20 protein-coding genes are annotated in these 20804 nt (G+C 59.5%); 8 read left to right on the top strand and 12 right to left on the bottom strand.

The features are described 5' to 3' along the window. Window positions 1-11: 11 nt before the first annotated feature. On the bottom strand, window positions 12-719 hold the full coding sequence (locus ACVWXZ_RS09055; RefSeq protein WP_011432227.1) for a hypothetical protein: 708 nt from the start codon (window positions 717-719) through the stop codon (window positions 12-14). Between the two features lie 279 nt (window positions 720-998). Between ACVWXZ_RS09055 and ACVWXZ_RS09050 the strand changes: the two genes are divergently transcribed. From ACVWXZ_RS09050 to ACVWXZ_RS09020, 7 genes are all read left to right on the top strand, one after another. Beyond that, window positions 999-2243, top strand: a complete 1245-nt coding sequence (locus ACVWXZ_RS09050) for an HhoA/HhoB/HtrA family serine endopeptidase (protein ID WP_011432228.1) — start codon at window positions 999-1001, stop codon at window positions 2241-2243. A 236-nt stretch (window positions 2244-2479) separates the two neighbouring features. Then, complete coding sequence (locus tag ACVWXZ_RS09045; protein ID WP_011432229.1) at window positions 2480-3403, top strand: glycine betaine ABC transporter substrate-binding protein; 924 nt, start codon at window positions 2480-2482, stop codon at window positions 3401-3403. Window positions 3404-3429: 26 nt separating this feature from the next. Then, the gene (locus tag ACVWXZ_RS09040; RefSeq protein ID WP_457482415.1) at window positions 3430-4398 is read left to right on the top strand and encodes an ABC transporter ATP-binding protein; all 969 of its coding nucleotides are present in this window, start codon (window positions 3430-3432) and stop codon (window positions 4396-4398) included. Beyond that, window positions 4395-5012: an ABC transporter permease gene (locus tag ACVWXZ_RS09035; RefSeq protein WP_414344038.1), complete on the top strand. Its 618-nt coding sequence runs from the start codon at window positions 4395-4397 to the stop codon at window positions 5010-5012. The genes ACVWXZ_RS09040 and ACVWXZ_RS09035 overlap by 4 nt, the downstream gene beginning before the upstream one ends. 83 nt (window positions 5013-5095) lie before the next feature. Then, complete coding sequence (locus ACVWXZ_RS09030; protein WP_414418643.1) at window positions 5096-5761, top strand: sigma-70 family RNA polymerase sigma factor; 666 nt, start codon at window positions 5096-5098, stop codon at window positions 5759-5761. A gap of 42 nt (window positions 5762-5803) precedes the next feature. Next, window positions 5804-6658: an anti-sigma factor domain-containing protein gene (locus tag ACVWXZ_RS09025; RefSeq protein WP_457402914.1), complete on the top strand. Its 855-nt coding sequence runs from the start codon at window positions 5804-5806 to the stop codon at window positions 6656-6658. A 1-nt stretch (window position 6659) separates the two neighbouring features. Further along, window positions 6660-7346, top strand: coding sequence for a VanW family protein (locus ACVWXZ_RS09020; RefSeq protein ID WP_457402913.1), 687 nt, complete (start codon window positions 6660-6662; stop codon window positions 7344-7346). Between the two features lie 1136 nt (window positions 7347-8482). Here ACVWXZ_RS09020 and ACVWXZ_RS09015 read toward each other — a convergent pair. From ACVWXZ_RS09015 to cas10, 11 genes are all read right to left on the bottom strand, one after another. Next, complete coding sequence (locus ACVWXZ_RS09015; protein WP_457402911.1) at window positions 8483-9379, bottom strand: putative CRISPR-associated protein; 897 nt, start codon at window positions 9377-9379, stop codon at window positions 8483-8485. A 9-nt stretch (window positions 9380-9388) separates the two neighbouring features. Continuing rightward, window positions 9389-10141, bottom strand: a complete 753-nt coding sequence (locus tag ACVWXZ_RS09010; RefSeq protein WP_457402909.1) for a hypothetical protein — start codon at window positions 10139-10141, stop codon at window positions 9389-9391. A 10-nt stretch (window positions 10142-10151) separates the two neighbouring features. Then, window positions 10152-11138, bottom strand: a complete 987-nt coding sequence (locus ACVWXZ_RS09005) for an RAMP superfamily CRISPR-associated protein (protein ID WP_457402907.1) — start codon at window positions 11136-11138, stop codon at window positions 10152-10154. Window positions 11139-11260: 122 nt separating this feature from the next. After that, the gene (locus ACVWXZ_RS09000; RefSeq protein ID WP_011432237.1) at window positions 11261-11713 is read right to left on the bottom strand and encodes a hypothetical protein; all 453 of its coding nucleotides are present in this window, start codon (window positions 11711-11713) and stop codon (window positions 11261-11263) included. Further along, a complete protein-coding gene (locus ACVWXZ_RS08995; RefSeq protein ID WP_414356026.1) occupies window positions 11710-12684 on the bottom strand; it encodes an RAMP superfamily CRISPR-associated protein in 975 nt (324 codons plus the stop codon). The genes ACVWXZ_RS09000 and ACVWXZ_RS08995 overlap by 4 nt, the downstream gene beginning before the upstream one ends. 166 nt (window positions 12685-12850) lie before the next feature. Further along, a complete protein-coding gene (gene csx7, locus ACVWXZ_RS08990) occupies window positions 12851-13702 on the bottom strand; it encodes a type III CRISPR-associated RAMP protein Csx7 (RefSeq protein WP_011432239.1) in 852 nt (283 codons plus the stop codon). 19 nt (window positions 13703-13721) lie between these two features. Then, complete coding sequence (locus ACVWXZ_RS08985; protein WP_457402903.1) at window positions 13722-14369, bottom strand: hypothetical protein; 648 nt, start codon at window positions 14367-14369, stop codon at window positions 13722-13724. 3 nt (window positions 14370-14372) lie between these two features. Beyond that, entirely contained in the window at window positions 14373-14813 is a 441-nt protein-coding gene (locus ACVWXZ_RS08980) for a hypothetical protein (RefSeq protein ID WP_414344023.1), read from the bottom strand. Further along, complete coding sequence (gene csx10 / locus ACVWXZ_RS08975) at window positions 14810-16042, bottom strand: type III-D CRISPR-associated RAMP protein Csx10 (protein ID WP_414344022.1); 1233 nt, start codon at window positions 16040-16042, stop codon at window positions 14810-14812. Before csx10 ends, ACVWXZ_RS08980 begins: the two co-directional genes overlap by 4 nt. Beyond that, the gene (locus ACVWXZ_RS08970) at window positions 16042-16764 is read right to left on the bottom strand and encodes an RAMP superfamily CRISPR-associated protein (RefSeq protein ID WP_011432243.1); all 723 of its coding nucleotides are present in this window, start codon (window positions 16762-16764) and stop codon (window positions 16042-16044) included. The genes csx10 and ACVWXZ_RS08970 overlap by 1 nt, the downstream gene beginning before the upstream one ends. Next, window positions 16764-18974, bottom strand: coding sequence for a type III-B CRISPR-associated protein Cas10/Cmr2 (cas10, locus tag ACVWXZ_RS08965; RefSeq protein ID WP_457482421.1), 2211 nt, complete (start codon window positions 18972-18974; stop codon window positions 16764-16766). Before cas10 ends, ACVWXZ_RS08970 begins: the two co-directional genes overlap by 1 nt. 569 nt (window positions 18975-19543) lie before the next feature. On the opposite strand from cas10, the gene cas6 reads away from it, so the two are divergent. After that, the gene (cas6, locus tag ACVWXZ_RS08960) at window positions 19544-20686 is read left to right on the top strand and encodes a CRISPR-associated endoribonuclease Cas6 (protein WP_457482420.1); all 1143 of its coding nucleotides are present in this window, start codon (window positions 19544-19546) and stop codon (window positions 20684-20686) included. The last annotated feature ends 118 nt before the right edge of the window (window positions 20687-20804 follow it).

Here is a 20804-nt window from a genome sequence, read left to right as displayed (position 1 = left end):
TCAGAAGCTCGCTAGGGCAGGTAGGGCTGAAAATCTTGGGTGACCGTCAGCGTCAAGTTGGCATTGGCGTCGATCACCGCCACTTCCGGCGCCGTTACATTGCCGATGACAGCCCCTGCCGCCGCTCCGCCCAGCACTTTCTCCGTCGAGATCACCCGGTCGCCGAACAAGCCTCCCAAGATGGCCCCCGCAGCTGCCCCAATCAAGGCATCTTGCACAATCGCTTCCCCGGAAGTGTGGCGGGGATCCTTGCGCAGCGGGATAACCTGGCTCTGGGCATAGAGGGGGTAGGATTGGCCGTTGAAAATCAGGGCCCGCGAGACAAACTGGGTGCCGCCGCTCACCGGCTGAAATTGGCCTTCCAAAACAGCCCCCGCCGGGACGACCATGTTGCCGTAGATGTCCCGCAGAGGGGTATCCAAGCTAAGGCTGACGGCACGGGTTTCCCCAGGGGCAATCAAGAGGGTTTCTGGAGAGCGATGCACCGCTTGGATTAGATCCCCAGAGCGCAATAGCAACGTGGTTTGCAGTTGAAAGGGCTGGCCAGGTTGCAGGGGTTGAGGGCCAGGGGGAAGGGGGCGAGGATTCACAGGACGCCATCCCTCACCGGCAGGCGGTGGTGGCAAGGGCCCCATTTGGGCCAAAACTGGGGCGGCCATCTGCGCTGAGAGCAATCCGCCAAGCAGAGGAGCCAACAGGCGGCTGGCTGGGTTGGTCATGGTCTTACCCCCATTCATTATTCCTACGTTAGCTGCAAACCGGCCAAAGTCGGGAACAAAAGCTTTCCTGGCCTCACTATCGTGATCAAAGCCAACTGAATGGGAGATGGGCTACCTTGGGTGAGCAGATTCCGCTGCTCTTCGCTCCAGATAGAAGTACGGAAAAACGCTAGGGTTGCCCACTCTGGGATCCCTGCTGTCCATGTTAGATTAGGCTCTAGGTTTCTTCCCCTGCGTGGGGCCGAAGTCTTGCAGCATCCCAACCCTCTTCTTGTAGCTATGAAGCGCAGCACATCCATGCCGGGCCAGCCCTCTCCCGGGTCAGAAGCTTCCGCCCAACCTGCTCAATCCTCTTTCCAGCCTTTTGCCATCTCCACTTGGAAGTCTCTTCTCTCGTCAGTGCTGCTGGTGCTGCTGGGCATTGGGCTGGGAGCGGCTCTGGTGGGGGGCAAGGGGGTATCTGCCCAGACGACGGCAACCCCGCCCCAACTGAACCTGAATTTCATCGCCGATGTGGCGCAAAAGGTGGGGCCGGCGGTGGTTCGCATCGATGCTGAGCGGACGGTGCGCGCCCCTGCCCCTTTTCCGGAGGAGTTTTTCAGCGATCCCTTTTTCCGGGATTTCTTTGGCCAAGCGATCCCTTCCATCCCTCGGCAGCGGCGACAGCAGGGAACCGGCTCTGGGTTCATCATCAGCCCAGACGGCCAGATCATCACCAATGCCCATGTGGTCGAGGGATCCGACAAGGTAACGGTGACGCTCAAGGATACCCGCAGCTTTGATGGGCAGGTAATCGGTTCGGATCCGGTTACGGACATCGCCGTGGTGAAGATCAACGCCCAGAACCTGCCGACCGTGAAGCTGGGGCGCTCGGAAACCCTGGAGCCGGGCCAGTGGGCCATTGCCATCGGCAACCCCCTGGGTTTGGATAACACCGTTACGGCTGGGATCATCAGCGCTTTGGGCCGTTCCAGCGGGGAGATTCGGGTGCCTGACAAGCGGGTATCTTTTATCCAAACGGATGCGGCCATTAACCCCGGCAACTCCGGCGGCCCGCTGCTCAACGCTCAAGGGGAGGTGATAGGGGTGAACACCGCCATCATCCAGGGAGCGCAAGGGTTGGGCTTCGCCATCCCCATTGAGACGGCCCAGCGGGTGGCCAATCAGTTGATCACTCGCGGCAAGGTGGATCACCCCTACCTGGGCATCCGCATGCTCACGCTGACTCCAGAGCTGAAGGAGCGCCTCAACCAGGATCCCAATAGCCGCATTTTGATAACGGTGGATCAGGGTGTACTGATTGGCGAAGTCATCCAGGGATCCCCAGCGGAACGGGCAGGGCTGCGGTCTGGGGATGTCATTCTCTCCATCAATGGTCGTGCCGTAACCACAGCCGATCAGGTGCAACAGGAGGTGGAGCGCACTGAGGTGGGCAGCACCCTGGAGCTGGAGATCGAGCGAGCCGGGCGACGACAGAAGATCCGGGCGGTAACAGGCTCTTTCCCGGCCCCCAGCGGAGGCTGATCGCGCCAGCGGGACGGAGTCCTTTCGCGCTACTCGGACGGAGTCCTTACACTTGGGCTATTTCAAACCAACTTGCAGTGACCGTACTGGCGATCTCTACGGTTGGTTCTTGCAGTTACGGCTCAGGGAAAATAATGGTTTAATGGTGACTTAACAGTCGAAACTTCCTGGCCCAGGCCGGAACGCTCTCGGCAGGGCCTCTTGTCATTAGCCTGGGATCCCTTCTCCCCTTGCCTATGCTGAAAACCACTCGTCGCTTGGCTTTGCTGGCCCTGTCGGGGCTGGCAGCTCTTGTTCTCACTCCCCATCGCGCCAGCGGGACGGAGTCCTTAGGGGGCCTCGCCAAGCCCATTACCGTCGGCTCCAAGGACTTTACCGAGCAGTTTATTTTGGGGGAAATGTACGCCTTAGCCCTGGAGGCGGCAGGGTTCACGGTGGAGCGCAAGCTCAACCTGGGCGGAACACCGGTAGCCCATGCGGGCTTGTTGAGCGGCGAGATCGATCTCTACCCCGAGTACACCGGCACTGGCCTGCTGACAGTGCTCAAGTTGCCCAGCAGCGGCGACCCGGCAGAGGTGTACGCGACGGTGGCCCGCGAGTACGAGAGCCAGTTCCAACTGATTTGGCTGGATCCCGCCCCCCTGAACAACACCCAGGCCCTGGCCATGACCCGCGCCAGAGCGGCTGAGCTGGGCATTGCCACCATCTCGGACATGGTGGCCAAAGCGGGCGAGCTGGTGATGATCGGGCCGCCGGAGTTTCAAGCCCGCGAGGATGGCCTACCTGGGATCCAAGCCGTCTACGGTAATTTCCGGCTCAAGGCCTACAAAGCAGTGGATCCCGGCCTCCGCTACCAGGGCTTGGTCAATGGGGAAGCGGATGTGGCAGTGGCCTTCGGCACCGATGGAGAAATTGCCGCCTTTGACCTGGTGCTGCTGGAGGATGACAAGCAGCTTTTCCCCCCCTACCAGGTGGCGCCGGTGGTGCGCAAGGACACCCTAGAGGCCAACCCCGGCATTGCCGCTGCCTTAAATGCCCTTTCCCCCCTGCTGACGGACGAGGTGATGCAGCGGTTGAACTACGAGGTGAGCGGCAACCGCAAGGAGCCGGCGGAGGTGGCCAGAACTTTCTTGGTGGAAGCCGGCATTCTCAAGAAATAACCTTGCCTGTTGCATGAGACCCTGAGGTGAGCACCGTCGAGTTCGAGCGGGTATCGCTGCGCTTTCCCCACAGTTCCCAGCCGGCTGTGGAGGAGTGCAGTTTTTCCCTGGAGTCGGGCCAGTTGGTGGTCATCCTGGGGCCTTCTGGCTGCGGCAAAACCACCCTTCTGAAAATGGTGAATCGCTTGCTGGATCCCACCCAGGGGCAGATTCGCTTGGACGGGCGGGATATCCGCCAGTTTCCCATCACGGCTCTGCGGCAGCGGATCGGCTATGTTATCCAGCAATCGGGGCTGTTTCCCCACATGACGGTGGCCCAGAATGTGGCGGTAGTGCCGCGACTTTTGGGGTGGCCGAAGGAGCGCATCCGCGAGCGGGTGGACGAGCTGCTCAGCTTGGTTAATTTGCCCCCCCATGAGTACAGAAACCGCTACCCTGCCCAACTGTCGGGTGGACAACAACAGCGGGTCGGTCTGGCTCGGGCGCTGGCCGGGGATCCAGGGCTGCTGCTGATGGACGAGCCCTTTGGGGCCATCGACGCCATTACCCGCAGCAAGCTGCAAGAGGAGATCCTGCGCCTGCAACGGCAATTGAAAAAAACCATCCTGTTCGTCTCCCACGATGTGGAAGAGGCGCTGCGCCTGGCGGATCGCATTTTGGTGATGCAGAAGGGGCGGGTGGTGCAGTTCGACACTCCCTTTCGGCTGCTCACCCAGCCGGCTACTCCCTTTGTCAGGGAACTGCTGGGGGCAGATGACATGGTACGGCAGTTGAGTGTGCTGCGGGTGGAAACGGCGATGGCCGGGATCCCGCACAACCACAAAATCCAAGAGGGAGCGATGGTGAGGCCCCAGGCCACTTTGCGGCAAGCCTTGTCCCTGCTGTTGCGCACAGGGGCGGCAGCCCTGACGGTGTGGGAGGACGGGCGGGCCATCGGCGTTTTGACCTTGGATCACATTCGCAGCTTGGCCATGCTGGAGGGGGGATCCGCGTGAGCTATCTCCTCAACCACCCCGGCCTGATGTGGCAGCTCACCCAAGAGCATCTGGCAATGGTGGGGATGACCTTGGGCATGGCGGTGGTGCTGGCGGTGCCGCTGGCTCTGCTGGTTCACCACGTGCGCTGGTTGGCCCTGCCGGTCATGGGGATCCTCAGCATCCTGTACACAGTGCCCAGCCTGGCTTTGATCATTTTGTTGGTGCCCTGGCTTGGCCTCAATGCCCGCTCGGTGGTGGTGGCGATGGTGATCTACACGCAGGTGATCTTGGTGCGCCATTTTTGCGTGGGCCTGCGCTCGGTCGAGCCTGCCATCCTGGAAGCTGCCAAGGGCATGGGGATGAACCTCTGGCAACGGTGGTGGCAGGTGCAGGTGCCGCTCATGCTGCCCATTGTTTTGGCAGGGCTGCGGCTGGCGGCAATTGTGGCCATTGCCATTGCCACCGTGGGCGCCAAGTTTGGGGCAGGGGGACTGGGAACCCTGCTGTTCGATGGCATTGCCCAGGCCGGTCGCTACGACAAGATCTGGGCCGGATCCCTGGCGGTGGGATCCCTGGCCTTGCTGGTGAACACAGCCTTGCTCAGCCTGGAATGGGCGGCCCGTCGTGGCTGAGGGGGTAGACTTAAGGACTCCGTCCCGCTGGCGCGATCGGGCAGGTTTATCCTCTAGTTGTGTGGGGCGAAACTGGGTGTAGCATGGGTGAGCAACCAGGGACTCCGTCCCGCTGGCGTGAGCGGGTGAGAGATTGGTCATCCCGCGCCGATTGGGAGCTGATGGAAGCGCTCAAGGCGGGGCAACCTGCTGCTCTGGCTGCGCTCTACGATCGCTATGCCGGCTTGGTCTATGGGCTGGCCTTCAAGATCCTGGGCCACGTGGCCGAGGCAGAAGACCTGACTCAGGAGGTGTTTGTCGAGCTGTGGCGCAAGGTTGGCTGTGATCCAAGGACTCCGTCCGAGTCGCGCGAGCGGCGGGGATCCCTGAGCAGTTTTTTGTGCATCCTGACCCGCTCGCGGGCCATTGACCGTCTGCGTTCTCAGGGCAGCCACCAACTTCTTTTGAAACGCTGGCAGACCATTCCCAGCGCCGATCGCGTCAGCGGGACGGAGTCCTTTAGCAAGACTCGGTTCCCTTTTGAGCAGGTTTCCATCGAGGAGCGGCGGCAAGCGGTGCAAGCGGCCCTCAGCCAATTGCCCGAAAACCAACGGCAGATCCTGGAGTTGCTCTATTACCAAGGGTTAAGCCAGGCGGACATTGCTCGCCAATTGGGGATCCCGTTGGGGACGGTTAAGACCCGCTCTCGCCAAGCTCTCTGCAAATTGCGGGGATCCCTGCGCGCCCTTCTGGGTTTCTGCTCGCGTTAGCGGGACGGAGTCCTAGGTTTGGAGTTGAGTTCTGGTGTCGGGATGGCCATGTCTGATCGCGTCAGCGGGACGGAGTCCTATCGCGTCAGCGGGACGGAGTCCTTTCGCGTCGGCGGGACGGAGTCCTTATCCACCTCGCCCCCTTTAACAGAGGAACGGGAAGAACTGGCCGGCTATCTGCTGGGGGACTTGTCTCCCGAGCAGGCGAGTGCTCTAGAGGCACGCCTAACTCAAGACCCTCGGCTGGTGGCCGAACTGCAAGCCTTGCAAGAAACCTTGGAATTGTTGCCCTACGGATTGCCAGGAGTACTCCCGCCTGCCAGCTTGCGCGACCAGGTGATGGCAGAGGTGGGGGCTATCGGCTTACGCGAGCAGGAGATGGCAGTCCCCCTTCACTCTCCACTGCCTGCTTTTGGGGTGGGGTGGCGCTGGTTGGGAGGCTTGGTGGCGGCAATTTTGGTTCTGCTCAGCTTAGACAACTGGCGACTGCGGCAAGCACTGCAACTAGCCCAGTTAGAGCCGGTGCGAGCATTGTCTCATCTCCTGCAACAGCCGGGATCCCGTCTGGTGCATTTGCAGGGGGAGGTGGGGACGGCCAATGTGCTGTTTCGCCCAGGAGACTGGCAGGAGGTTATCTTGGCCGCACGGGATCTGCCCCAACCGGTGGCGGGGGAGCGCTACTCCCTCTGGCTCAAGCTGGATAATGGCGAGTTCCTCCACTGTGGTGACTTTCAGGTGGATGCTCAAGGCTCTGCTCTGGTGGCCCTACGCCCATCCCGCACGTTGCCGGCAGGTACCCGCGCCCAAGAGCTGCTGGTCGCGACCGGTTCCCGCCAACTGCCCGCTCGCGCCAGCGGGACGGAGTCCTTGAAACCCCTTCTGACGGGCAAGGTGTGAGGTGAGAGGAAGGGTTGACCTGCGGAGGTTGGCTGTGCTGGTGGGGGCGCTACTGGCCCTTCTGGCCTTGTGGTGGACGGATCCCACGCCAACAACCCTAAGCCAATACGTTACTTCTTTGCGGGAGCGTACCCCTTCTCAGCTCCACAACATTCGCCGAGCCGTCCAAAGCCTGGATGGAGTTTACATCATGCCTGCGACACGCTCACAGGAACAGGCAGAAGTGATTTTTTCCTTCAACCAAGTGGTGGGGCCGCGCAGCCTGGAACGAGGCTATGTGCCCGCGCCGGTGTTTATGGTGGCCGAAACCCTGGATTCGGTTGGGGGAGGAATCTGTCAGGTGTCCTCTAGCCTTTACAATGCCGCTCTGTTGGCAGGGCTGGAGGTGGTGGAGAGGCACCCCCATTACCGGCAGGTAGAGTCGGTGCCCCCTGGCTTAGATGCCACCGTTTGGTACGGCTTGGCCGACCTCAAGCTGCGCAACCCTTTCCCCTGGCCGGTGCGCCTACGAGTTCAGATCCGCGGCCAAAACCTGATTGTGTCCGTGCTGGGACGGGGATCCCGCCACGCCCTGAGGATCCCACCCATCCGTGTAGAGGGGCACCGGCTGGATCCCCAGCATTTGCAGGTGAGCGTGTATCGGGGTAACGAGCGCCTCTCCCAAGATCGCTATGTCGTTGCTCCCTAGCCTCTCATCGCGCCAGCGGGACGGAGTCCTTTTTTCGCCCCATTGGCCCTCTGCTTCAGCGTCTCAGGAGCAGCTCCCCAGCAACCTCCACACAGGGATCCATGTTAATTTCTACACCAACATGGTTAGCGACAGGGTCGGCGACAAGCCTCAAACCCTGATTCTTCCGTTGACCCGGTCGATCCCGCTCTGGGCAAGGGTTTCAGGCCCCTCGGCGGAGAAAAATAAGGGGAAATTGCAGCCGTTCGCGCCAGCGGGACGGAGTCCTTAAACGAGACCCTGTCGATCTAGGCCCCTGGATCCCGCTCTGGGCAAGGGTTATAATCGGCGGAAGTCGCTTCCTTTCGGGGCAGTGGAATTAATGAAAACTCAATGGAAAATTAATCGAGCCAAGCGAATAACTATTAAAATGAAGATTATCAAATAGCAAACAAATGTAGCGATACTCGTGGTTAAAAATAGAACTCCGCCCCATTTCCGGAGGAGAGGCTCCAGAAAGTTCGTGCATGGGAGGAGACGAATAGTCCACTTTACACTGGTATCATCGCCATCGAATTGAAATAACCAGGCCCAAAGATAGAAAAAATGAGTCGCGAGGTAGAGCGCAATATCGCTCTTTCTTGATTCAAAAACGCTAATGAATGTGATCATCAAAGCTATATGCACAAATGCCCATAAAGTAAGCAGCAAAATAAGCAGCGCTCCAAACATCATTAGAAGCCAACCGGCGACTCCAAGACGCATGAGAAACAGGGCACAGACAAAAAGGATCTCCACTCCAACTAGGAGAAGTTTGGTTGGTGTATTCAGGCTTTCATGTTCTACCATATTACTTCCTTTTTTCGCGTTGTTCGTAATATGTGTCTCAGACAAGCTTAATAACTGCAGGCGTGATGATCTAGATCTGATCTGGCACTTTTGGCAGGGGTAGTTGAAACGGATGATGGTCGAAGCGAATACGCTGTACTCGGTAATTTCCTGTTAATGGAACCGATCCTGAGCCGCAAGCAACTTCCACGCCACCCGGATCAACCGTTGTTCCGAATGCGATACCTTATTTTATGTAGGTTTGCGTAGCAAAAACCCTATACCTGATAAGTCACTTCCCTTTGGGGAAGCGGGATTCATGGAAACACTCAAAGCAGACGGCCCAAGCGTTGCCGCAATTCGGTGGCAGCCAGCTCTAGGTGCTCGGGGGTGTAGCCGGTGGTTTCTACTCTGACAGCGAGGTGGGTGTCCTGGCTCTCGTGGAGGTGGATCCACAGAATGTGGCGGCCATCTTCGGTTTTGCGGTTTGAGGCTTTGACGCTGTTTTTGGGGGCAGCGTAGGCGTGTGGATCGTATCGAACCAGATCCACCCAGGGAATGTCTCGCAGGAGTCTTTCCACTTTGGCCCAACTGCGGGGTCGGTGATGGCTGGCATCGCTTCGGATTTGGATGATCTGGGAGCGATCTCGGCCTGAATCGGGGAGATCTGCCCGAGGGATCCGGGGCTGAACTTCCGGCTGTAGGTAGGGCAGGTAGACCAAAGACTTGTATTGCTCATGGATGTAGCAAACTGGGATCCCCAATTGGCTGCCCACCACAGCCATGATCATGGCTTGGGCTTTGAACCCGCCGGTAGCGGCAAAGGTGACGATCCCCTTGGCGCTCTCTGCCAACTGTTTCAACAGCTCGGCCATCCGCTCCAGAGAGGATCCCTCTAGCTCGTAGTTGATGCCGGGAAGGGGAACCAAAGAGACCTGCTGCTGACCCAGCTCTTGCTCAAAAAAGAGCTTCAAAATCTGGGCACACTCCAATCCGTCGGGGGTTTCTGAGTGCAGCAAAATCAAGGCATCATTCGAGGTGGGATCCAGCCGCAAGTAGGTGTTGGTTTCGGCGCTGATCAATTCCAGGTCTGCTTCTTTCATCCAGGCCAGAGCACGCTGGGGATCCCCAATGGTTTTTTGTCCCACCCAGGGGCGCTGCGGCTGCAGGTCTTTGTCAAGGTTGGTGAGCAAGGAGGTGCCCACAGTCATGATGATGGTCTGCATGATAGGCGGTTAACTCGAATTTTTCGAGGGCTCTGTTCCGCTTTGCGCCCAGAGCAGCTTGGCCTTGCGGATTCTGCCATCTTCCTTTAGACCCAGAACTTCCACCTGCACCTCTTGCCCCACCGAGAGGGATCCCGCCCGTTTGGGCTCCTTCTGGGTGAGCTTGGTGTCTGTGTCCAGAATCTGGAAGGTGACTTCGTTGCCCTTGATGTTGGTGATGGTGGCCTTCAGCTTTTGCCCGATCTGGAAGCAGGCTTTGCGGGCCTGATGCTGGGCCTGGTCTTGTTGGTGTTGATGGTTTTGTTGTTGTCTGTCGTCCTGGGATTTGTTTCCCGCCCCTTGGGGAACGGAGTCCTTGTGACCGGAGTTGTCGTTGGGTTGGGATCCCTGAGGTGGTGAAATCTCGCCAATGGGGATCCCTCCATCCTTGTAGTAGCGAGCCAGCCGGGCTGCCCAGCCCAGGATCTGCAGCATCTCCGCCGGCCTGTCTTGCAGAGGTTGCAAGTACCTTTTGCAGGTTTCGTCAATGAGCTGATGGTACCTTCTGGTTTGTTGGGTACGGCATAGGCCATTTTCCCGCACCAGCTCGCCGGTGAATCGGAAAAAGCGGGATCCCGCGTCAGGGTGATGGGCAACCGAGCGCAGATAGGCGACGCATTTGCTCAACTCGTTGACATCCACCCTTTCCTTGGCCAAGGTCAGGGCGATGCCGTGGGCGAGATCCCAAGATTGGGGGCTGAGATCGACAGTGTCTGACAGCATGGGGGAACCCTCAGTACACTCCGGTGGGCGGCTCGCGCAGAGCAGTGGGACTCAGGATGGCGGCCAATCGCTTGAGTTGTTCGGGCAAGATGTAGCCCTGGGCAGCTTGAATTTGCTCTTGCACAAAGGCTTGGAGGCGTTTTCCTTCCAGGGTATCGGCTTCTGGGGGATCGTAGCGGCTGTAGCGATCTTTTAGGTTGCCGGGCCGCTCGATCTTGTCGAGGGTGACCTGCAGGGATCCCAGGCCCACGGGCTTACCGCCCCCCACCTTCAGCAGCATGGGATGGTTGGGATCCTGCCCCAAAATCGTGAGCAAGGTGCCCAGCTCGGCAGGGGTGAGGTTTTTGAAGTGGATTTGGGTTTTGAAAACTGTGTTTTGTATCGCTTGCTGGGTGGGCGTTCCCCTTGAACTGTTCTGCAACGCGTTTCTGTGGGTGTAGTAGAACTTGCGCCCGATGACTCTGCCGTTTTCCCTCTGAAAATAAGCTTTGCACTGATCCGGGCGTGGACGGTACAGGGGGGGCAGGGATCCGCCGCCGGATCCGGCACTGGTGGCAATGGCATCCCTGAACTCCACCAATCCCTGCCAGTTCAGGGCACCGAAAACGCGGCTGGCCGGACAAAGCTGCTCCTTGTTGCGGCAGGGGTGCCGCTCCGGGGGGATCTGATTTTTGTACCGGCTCGTCATCACCGCAAGGGTGCTGTTGGTGATCGCCTCGTACATGGCCCGGATGGCCCCCTTGAGGGAGCTGCCCTGGATTTTAAGCCTTCCGTTGGGAGTGGTGGTCATGGTTTTGAGCACCGGGATCCCTTTCACCCCGACATCGCTGCCCAAGGCCAAGTGGCCGGTGGAGATGTGGACGGCAGTCTGCACCGTTAGGGTGAGGAAGAGGGTGCCGTGCAACCTATCGGGATGGAACTGGGCGTGGCCGGCGGGCCGCTCCAGCGTGGGGCGCTGGGTGGGAAACGGGATCAGCTCGTAGGGTTTGGGAAACACGGTTGGTTTGCCTCCACTGGGAAACACGGTTGGTTTGCCTCCACCTCGACTGCTGTTGCCGGCAGACGATCTTGCAGATGCGGCCTGGTTGGGCAATGGGCGAGGGCCTTGGGGGGTCATGGTCACCTCGGAATCAGGGCAATAAAGTGAACGCGGGCAGTTCGCTCATCTCGGAAGTAGCGCTGGCCCACCTTGAGATCTTGGGGATGGCTGAGGGGCTTGGGAAAGCGGGTTTCTCGATTTTGGGATCCGTACAGGTCGGCTGCGTGATCCTCCCACCGCCACTCTCCCGGCAGAGGGATAAAGGAGTCCGGGGGAGCTTGGATCCCCAGATACAGCAGATCCCAGCCGTGGGGGGTGCTTTTCCAGCGCAGTTCCCCTTGTTGGGAGAAAACTTGCCCCTCTGGACAGACGGGATCCGCCGGGATCCCCACCTGAATGCCGCTGACTCGATGGGGCCAGCGCAGAAAGGAGTAGGTTTTTTCAGAAGTGGAAAAACAAGCCGAGAGCACTTGGGAAAGCGAGGACTCTGCCCCATCTTGAATCTTGAGGGAGGCGACGTAGGCTGGTTTCATACGGCTTTGGCCTCCGCTTGCAGGAGTTTGGCCCAACTGTTTACGGCGGTGGCGAGCAGATGTTCCACCTTGGCCTCAGACGTCTGATCCCAGGTCAGCCGCGCCCCAAATCCCAAAGGCATTGGCTCCGCTCCCACCGGCACCGCTTGGCAATCGGGTTTGGGGAAGCCGTATTTGCCTGCCTCTTCGGGGGTTAAAAATTCGCCCGCCCCCAACAGGGATCCCTGTGGCCAGGTCAGGGGGGATCCCAGCAGTCGAATCTGCTTGTTTGCCTCATCCACCAGGCAGCCCGGATAGTCCACCACCGCCCACTCGTACTCAACCCGAACGGTGCCCATGCCGCGGGACTTGGCAAAGCCGATGCCAAACCAGCCTTCATCCAGATCCCGCAACGCCAGTCCCAGCAGACCCAGTTGGGCCAGGGTAAAGTTTTTCAGGTGGATCTTGGTTTGAAAGGATCCCTCTACGCACACTTGATAGCTGAACGGCCCCACCGCCACTGAGCCGAAGACGCGGTCGATGGCCACCCCATTACGTTCCTCCAGGCGCAGAGGGGTTCCCGGCTTGGGATAGGCATCTTCGATGCGGACCCGGCTGGCGATGGCTGTGTTGCCGAACATCTGATCCGTAAAGGAAGAAAGGGCGTAAACCTGGTGGGGCTCTTCAATTTTTTCCAGCCATTGATTGGCCTTTTGGTCGAGGGGATCGCTGGCCCAGAGTTTGAAGCCTCCCCCCTCAGGACGTCTGTCGCTGCCCACCGTTCGGACGATGCGCTCCGCATGGGCGCGAATTGCCCCTTTGAGGGAGCTGCCGGGAAAATAGACCGTTCGCCCGCCGCCGTGATAGGTTTCGACGAACTCCATATCCGGCTTCGTCGGGTCAGCCCCTTCTTTGCCCGCCTTGATGAGAACAGGGCCATCGGGCTTGAGGGTGAGGCAGAGGGTGCAATGGTTAACGTAGCGTTTGTGCATAGCCTGGGATCCTTCACACCAGAACAGGAGCTTTTGGTTGAGGGGCTTGGGGCGGCAAGCAGTCTGTCCAGTTTGTCAACCGATAGGGGTGGAAAACGCTGACCGTATCGCCAACCGTTGTAGAGTCCATGAAGACCATCGGGATCCCTCCTGACATGAAATAGGGCTAGCGGCGGGGGCCGACCGATTGCCGTTGAGAGGCCGTTGTTAATTTGGCAACCAGGGCTTCCACCCAGTCTTGGCGCAAAGCGGCAGCCTGCTCCGGGCTGAGCGGCTGTCGGGATCCGGCCACCAGCTCTTGAAGGTAGGCCAGCAGCCGTCTTGGATCCCCTTCCGAGTCGAACCAATAGATTGCCGAGATCTGCAGGCGGACAACCCCCAAGCCACGGGAGCGCCCCCCTCCCAGGGGGATCTGTTCCGTTTCCAATTGGTGCAGGCCAATGGCCAAGAGGCCCAGTTCCCATTCCTCGGCATTTTCGACGACGGCATGAAACCGGAAGGGGGTGCTGGCAGGCACCACTTGCAAGTCGTACAGCTTGCCATCTGCCGCCGTTTCCGTATCCCGATCGATGGCCACGCCATCCCGCTCTTGGTACTGGCCAAACCAGGCTTCCGGCACCACGGGCAAATCTCGGATCTGCACCTTGCCGGCCAACCAAGGGGATCCAAACACCTGCGAGACCCAGTCGGTGGCCTCAATGAGCTTTTGAGTCAGAGCCGCATCGTCCCCTTTGTAGTCATTTTTAATTTGGTTGATGATCTGAAATTGCTCGCTGCTGGTCAATTCGCCGGGATCCCTGGCCAGCTCTGGGTTGATGCCCCGCAAGAAACTTTCCAGGCGAGAGCGCATCGCCCCCTTCAAACTGGAGCCGGGAATGAGCGGACGGCCCAGCGCATCCTTGAGAACCGGCAAATCCGAGCCGATGGGTTCGGTGGAGCGGCCCACCCCGATGTGCAGAGCGGTCACGGTGGTGAGGGTGCCGGTGATTTCCAAGCGGTTTTTGAAAACGTCGAACATTGTTCCCTCAAATGGCTGCTCAAGTTAAGGCTTGTACTGCAGAGGTTTGCCATTCCCGAAGCGAGACGGAGCCCCTAATAAAACTCAAGAGGATCCCTAGGATCTGAGCAATTTCTGAGATAAAGTACTCCCTGTCATCGATAAAGAGTTGGTCACCCTCGAGTTTTGCAAATCGCCAGTTGGTTCCTGAGGTTACTGCTCCATAGACACTGTCTACTTGAGAATTGGAGTTCTTGTTAAAGACCTGTGCCCCCACCATACCGGCAACGCACTGGCCCAGACCCCCGATCAAGTCTTCTTTTTTGGCCTCAACGATAATCACCACCGGATCTTGAATGTAGAGTTGGAGAGGGGATAGGCAAATGATGTAGTCGCATAGGCCCACCAACCCCCTCTCGGGATCCACGTTGAATTCCTTGCCGGAAAACAGCGAGATTTGATCCCGACATAGGTACTTCACCTCTCCCAGCACAGGGGCGATGATAAACTCGGAGCGGGCTTTTTCGCTGTTGACCGAGGTGGCCAAGCCGAGATAGCGATCTAGGGTTATTTTCAAGTAATCGGAGCACTCAGTCGGTGGAACCTCTGCAAACAGGCCATGGATGATTCTTGACCTGAGCTGAAAGGTCGAAATGGCTCTCTCAAGGGTAAAACTGCTGTAGGTCACGGTCTAGGATCCTCCTCCCTCTCGCTTGTACTTGAGGTAGCGGGCCCCATAGCCCAGGTAGCGCCGAATCAAGTCAATTTTGATCTCGTTGACTTTGGGGGATGCTCTTTCAATTCCGGCTTCCCTGGCGATGGCTATAGCCCTTTGATGAATCCAGTTGTCGATGTCTTTGATGATGGCTTCTGCCAAAGAGTCTTTGCCCCGCCCCCACTTGTCATCGCGCCCCACCTGGTAGCGCAAAAAGTTCTTGATCACCTCTGAGCTTTCGGTGGAAGCTGCCACGTGCAATAGGTTGCGATATTGGGCCTCTTCCAATCTGTTGAGACCTCTGAAGTTATCCAAGGCGGCTTGAATTCTGGCGACCAGATCATCTTCGGCCAGCCGGATTTGCCGTTGGATCTTGAGCTCTTGTTCCGATGTGATCTCGCTGGTGGCGAAGGTCATAGCGGGTTCTCCCAGAAATGATGATGGAACGGACTGCAAACTTCGATTTGGCCGAATCCTTCAGCAGTGCGTTCGCCAATCCCCCAGTATTCCATCTCCGCCAAAATCGGGATCCAACGCTCCAGTTGCGTGGTGCTCAGCAGAAAGACGCTGCCCTGCGTGGTTACCAATTCTACATCTTTGAACAGACCCCAGGCAGCGTTCCAGCCGGAGACATAGGCGTAGCTGCTGAAGGCCAGCTCCAAAGCCAGGGATCCATCTTCGCAGTTGGCCTCTTCCTGGAGCATCTGGGGGGTGAGCACGGTGGTGCGTTGCCAGCGCTCTTTGAGAATGGCCCCCGACTGCAGCCCAATGGAGAAATACTGCCGCTCCGGCGGAAGGGGCTGCCAGGGATCCCCGAACACCTGCCATTGTTGCCAGCGCTGCCGCAGCTTTTGGTTGAAGGCTTCCACCCGCTGGGCCAGGGAAGGCCGGGGAGCAGCCAGACGCCGAGCCGTGACGTTGACCCGGCCCAATCCCCGCGACACCCCTCCTCCCAAGCGCAGCAGGTGGGCGTGGGCGTTGAGGTAGCGGGTGAGGGTCTCGGCCAGCTCGGGATCCCGCAGGTAGATGTAGCCGCTGAAAAGGGAGCGCTCCAGATGCCCATTGGGGCGGGCTTTGCCCTCGTTCATCACCTCTAGGCTGTAGAGGATTTGGTCGGCAGCAGTGGCGCGGCGACGGTTGATCCCCACCCGCGTGAGCAGGCGTTTGGACACAGCAGCTCGTTCGTAGCGGGGCCCCAGGTCAGACTCCTGCTGGCTGTAGAACCCCCCGAAGGGCTCCACTCTTCCCCCGGAACCGTCCGGCTCTGTGGGATCGAACGGGATCCCCAGCCGCTGTGAGCAGAAGCGATCCAGGAGCGTGTCGAACACCCCCGTTTTGCCCGCCTCTGAGCGGAAGCCGGGATTGTTTTTCGAGCTGAAGGCCGTGGCCGGCAAGACCTTGCTGCCGGATCCCGGATAGGCGTGGGTAAACACAGCAGGCCGAGCTGCCGTAAACAGGGCGGCCAAATCTCCTTCCAGCGCCTCGGCAGGGCGATGTTGGGTTTGGCTGAGCATGAGGTCGGCCAGAGCACCGCGAATCACGCTGCCGGGAATGTAATCCTGGGCCTCGCTGATGGAGCCGCCCGGCTTTTGCCGACCGATGGCCAAGGGAGACTGAGCCGTTAGGGTGAGTTGAATGGCTTCCATCAGCTCCCTCCCTGGGCCAAGAAAGCCCAATCGGCTGCGGTGGGCTGGAGAGCCTGCAGGGATCCAGGATCCCAGTGCAGCCAGCCCAAACCTGCGGATTTGCTGCCCCCCAGCGCGATCAGGTGGTGCAGGGCCGCCAACAGGAGAGTTTTGCCCCAGGAAGGGCAATCGGGCAAAAGCTGCAGGGATCCGGAAAAAGTCAGCTCAGCCGCGGGAGAGGTCTCAATGAGGTAGAGCCGCTGATCCTCGGCGGTGCGGCGGCGGCGGTTGAGGGTGACCCCAGGGCGAAGGGTTGGTTCCAGAGCTGCTGGCGGCACCTCGCAGACGAGATCCTCCACCCACAGGCGGGCAGGCAGGGCCGGATTGCCGAATATCTGGCAGACCAGACAATGGGATCCGGCATAGCCCTCCACCTGGTATTCGGGGCGGTGGAAATTTCCTGCGCTGCCCTCCCGCTGCGGACACATGCGCTCTGGGTCGGGAGAGCGGCAAATGGCCCAGCCCAGGCCACGGGCCAGTTTCTCGCACTCGTGGCGCAGCCGCCCCTTCAGTTGGGAGCCGGGAATGATCAGCCTGCCAAAGGCATCTTTGAGCAGGGGCTTATCCGCCAGGGAGCCGCTGGAGCCGCCGGCTCCCACCGCCAGGGCAGAGGCGAGGGTGGCCCTCAAAGGGATAGAGGTGATCGTTCGCCCCGCTTGGGGCAGCTCTGCCAGTCTCACCATCACTCCACCTCCGCCAGAACGGGCCGACCCTCGGCCTGGGGCTGTTTTTGCACAAAGGCGTACAAATCCACCAGATCCCGCCAGATGGTTTCATAGGTTGGCGTTGACGAGGATACCTGTGGCTCAACATACATCCAGGGGGGAAGGTGGCCGTCGTTGGTTTTGGCCTTGCACCAGGTGCGCTCAAAAGCCTCCATCAGCGGCTGCCCCTTTTTGCCCAGGCGGCTGCGGAAATAGAGATAGTTGAGGGTGGCGGTGCGTTTGCCTTTTTCCAAGAAGCTGCGAATCTGATAAAGCTGGGAGCGAGGAAAATTGGCCTCCTGCAGGGCTTGTACCGTTCTCAGCAACCCGTGGATTTCCGGGACGGTATAGGGGCCGGCGTAGAGCTTGAGGGTGTGGCTGTTCTGGCGGATCTCCAGAGCTTCCCGACGAAAATCCTGGATGCTGGAGGCAACCAGGGCGACCGACTTCAACGAGAGAAAGTCGATGGTGGCCACAGAGCAGTCCTTGTCTTTGGGCTTCAGCTTTTTCGCGTAGCTCTTGGCGGATTTCAACAGTTGTTCGGTGAGCTTTTCGGCGTAGTAAATGGGGGTGTCTTCCGAGGCGATCAGCACCCCCACCGAGGCGGAGAGCCGACAGAGCTTCCGATCTGCCGCCGGGTAGCGGTGAGGCACCTTGCCGGAAGATTGAGCTGCATAGGTTGCCGAGGTGTCCAGCAGGAGCTGCTCAAACTGCTCACAGAAGGTGGCGGCAATTTCCAGGGCTTTGTGGGCAGGCACCACCACCAACACATCGTCTCCGCCGATGGTCAGGATCTCGAAGGGGTGGATCCACTCGCCGTTGCGGTCTCTGCCGGTTTCCGGATCTGGGGATAGGCCGTGCAGCCGATGGGCCTGCAGGTGCTGGGCGAGGGCGTGGTAAACGGCTTTTTCCGTTGCCTCGGAAACATCCCGGCTAAATTGTCGGTAGGCTTCTGGGGTTTGGATCTGCTGCACATAGCCCCCCATGTCGTTGCCATCGGCGTAAAGGTAAGCCACAAAGCCCTGGCTGCCCAGGCTGGCGTTGGCCACTTCCCGTAGAGATTGGGCCTCGCCGATCCCCTGGACAGATCCCTGATGGGGCTGCAAATAGCGCTCCCGGTAGGGCTCGCCGGCGGGAGAGTTGAGAAAGCGGGCAAATCGCGCTACCCAGCTTTCCACAAAGCCGGGATCCCAGGTGGGGAACTTGCGGAACCACCCTTGCTTGCCTGTTTCAATGCGCTTGGCCTGGCGACCCACCAGGGCTTTGCGAGCGGTGGCTTCCGAGAGCCAGGGCTGATCGACCAGGTCGGCTTTGGCGATGGCAGGGCGACGGTCGGTGCTGTCGCGGCGCAGGTAGGGATGGGTTTCAAAAAAGGCGGGATGGGCGCGGCTGGGGCGACCGGGATCCGGATTGCCGTTGCGGCGGTGGTTGAAGCGGGCGGCCAGGTAACCCACCAACTCGTTGAAACTTTTGCGGTCTTGAAATCTGGCTTCGCTGCCATCCCCAAAATAGGCTCTCACCAGGGGATGGGTTTTGTGTTGCGCCAGCCAATCCAGCCAGGGGGTGCGTTCGATGGGATCCCGCAACAGGCCGTAGCGCAGTTCCAGCAGCCGAAAGGCGGATCCCACGGCGCAGGCGTTAGCGGTGAGGGTTTCTTCGGTGTAGCGCCGCTCGATGGCCTCACAGAGATCGTCCACATGGGCCGCCGGGCAAAAGGCCAGGAGATTGCCCCCGGTGGAGTAGATGATGAGCTCCGGGATCAGGGCTTGCGCCAAAGCCGGGTAGTGCTGCTGCAGCCAAGGCCGGATCTGCTCGGCCACATAGGCCCTCAGCTCTGCTTGAGACTCTTTCCCCAAACCTTCCCATCCCAGGTAGGTTTGCTCGGGATCCCCGAAAAAGGCGGGCAGATCCACCAGGTTAATGCGATCCAACAAAGCGGAGGCCCCGCGGATTTCCGACAGCTTGGCCGACTCGAAGACATAGCTCTTGATCTTGGTGGCCCCCCCGTAAACCAAGCCGATGCGGGTTGTCTGCTGCCACAGCTCCGGGTAGCGGGATTGCAGCTCCGCCGGGGTTCTGGGAAAGGTCTTCGCCGCCATGCTCTCCTGAAATTGGCGCACCTGAGCCAAAATGGGCCGTAGCTCTTCTGGGATCCCGGCCTCGTTGTCGGCGCGAACGGCGGCCCGCATCTGCTGCAAGGTCTCCAGGGCAAACTGGGGATCCCGCTGTTCTCCCCACGCCAGGCACCAGGCCAAGGCAACAGGAACGGGAGAGGGAGCAGAAGTAGGGGTCATGAGCAGCACCTGCGAAATGCGAAAAAGGAAGACAAGTCTTGGACAGGGCTTCCATCGGCTGCGACGGACAGATCCCTAAAGGCTGGGGGCAATTGGCCTCGATTTTTAATCCTTCGCGGAAGACCAAAGCCCTTCAAAAAAGGGTTTGCCGGTTGGGTGGGTAACCAATCGAATCCAATCGAATCAAGCCGAGAGATGCCATTGAGGTTACCGATTGTTTCAGCCATATCCGATAAACGCTCTCGCCTCATGGTTTTCAGTCCTCTAGCTTGCTAGCAGTATAGATCGAGTGCGATGGGTTGCAGACGATTTCAAGGCTTTCTTCAGATTGTGAGATTTTTTCTGCCTGTACAACGGGCAATTCGAGAGTAAACCCAATAAGAAGGGATCCCTTCTAAAATTTTCTCAATGGAAAGTTGGGTTTTGTGTTGATTGTTGCTGTGGACTGGGAATGGGCTGTGCCTATGCTGAGTTTCTCAGAGCCATCTGCTGATAGAGAAGCGAACGGCAAGTGGCCGACGGGATCCGAGTTGGTGGGGATCACCTTGGAAGTTCAGGCTCCTCGGTCTTACCTGCTGGATCCCCACTATGCCAAAGGGCTGCACGCCTGGTTCTTGAGCCAGGTGCAAGAGACAGACCCGCAGCTATCGGCCTATTTGCACGATGGAGAATCGGAGAAACCTTTTACCCTCTCCCGGCTGATGGGGCCGTTCCGCGAGCAGGGGGGGCGACCGCTGATCCCGCCTCATCTCCCCTTCCGCTGGTGGATCACCGGCCTCAACCCGCCGGTGGTGGAGTGGCTGCGAGGGTGGTGCCAACGGCTGCCCACCTGGCTGGAATTGCGGGGATCCCCGCTGCAGATCCTGGGATGGCAGATCTCGATCCCCCCGCGCACCTATCGTCAACTGTTGGAGCAGCCTCTTTCCTCCCGCTCCTGGAGCCTTTCTTTCGTCTCGCCCACCAGCTTTCGCCACCGGGGCCACCATCTGCCGCTGCCGATCCCTCGCAACCTGTTCCACAGCTATCTGCGCCGTTGGAACGATTTTTCCGGTCTGCCCATCGAGGCGGAGCCTTTTCTGGATTGGGTGGATGGGGAAGTGATCATCCAGCGGCACCGTCTGGAATCGGTGAAAACCACCGCAGGTCGCCAGGGATCCGTGACGGGATTCATCGGCTGTGTGCAGTTGGCTGTCTCCTCCCGTGCGCCTGAGCTGTTGCAGCAGCAGCTCCAAGCCCTGATCCACCTTGCCCCCTACTGCGGCACCGGCCACAAAACCCCCTTTGGGCTAGGGCAAACCCGCCTGGGTTGGTTGGCCGAAGAGCTACCCGCCTCCCCTGTCCCTTCCCGGGAAGAGCAGGTGGCCCAGCGGATCGAGGAGCTGAGCGCCCTCTTTCTCAGCCAGCGGCAACGACAAGGGGGATCCCGCGCCGAAAAAACTGCCCAACTGTGGGCGACGATCCTGGCCCGCCGCGAAGGTGGAGAGAGCTTACAACAGATCGCCGCTGATTTGGAGATGCCCTACGAGACGGTGAAGACCTATGCCAAGCTGGCCCGCCGCTCTCTCCAGTCTGGATCCCAGGACTACTCGTCGAGCAGTCTTCCCTAGATGACTTGAGGTACTTTGTTGAGCCTGATACATTCACGCTGAACTCTCCTGAACATGGTTCAGGAAAGAAGCGATCGCATCCTGCCTATCTCTGTTCGCGTCAGCGGGACGGAGTCCA

The organism is Thermostichus sp. MS-CIW-38 (assembly GCF_054058415.1).
This window is presented reverse-complemented; position numbering and strand designations above follow the sequence as displayed.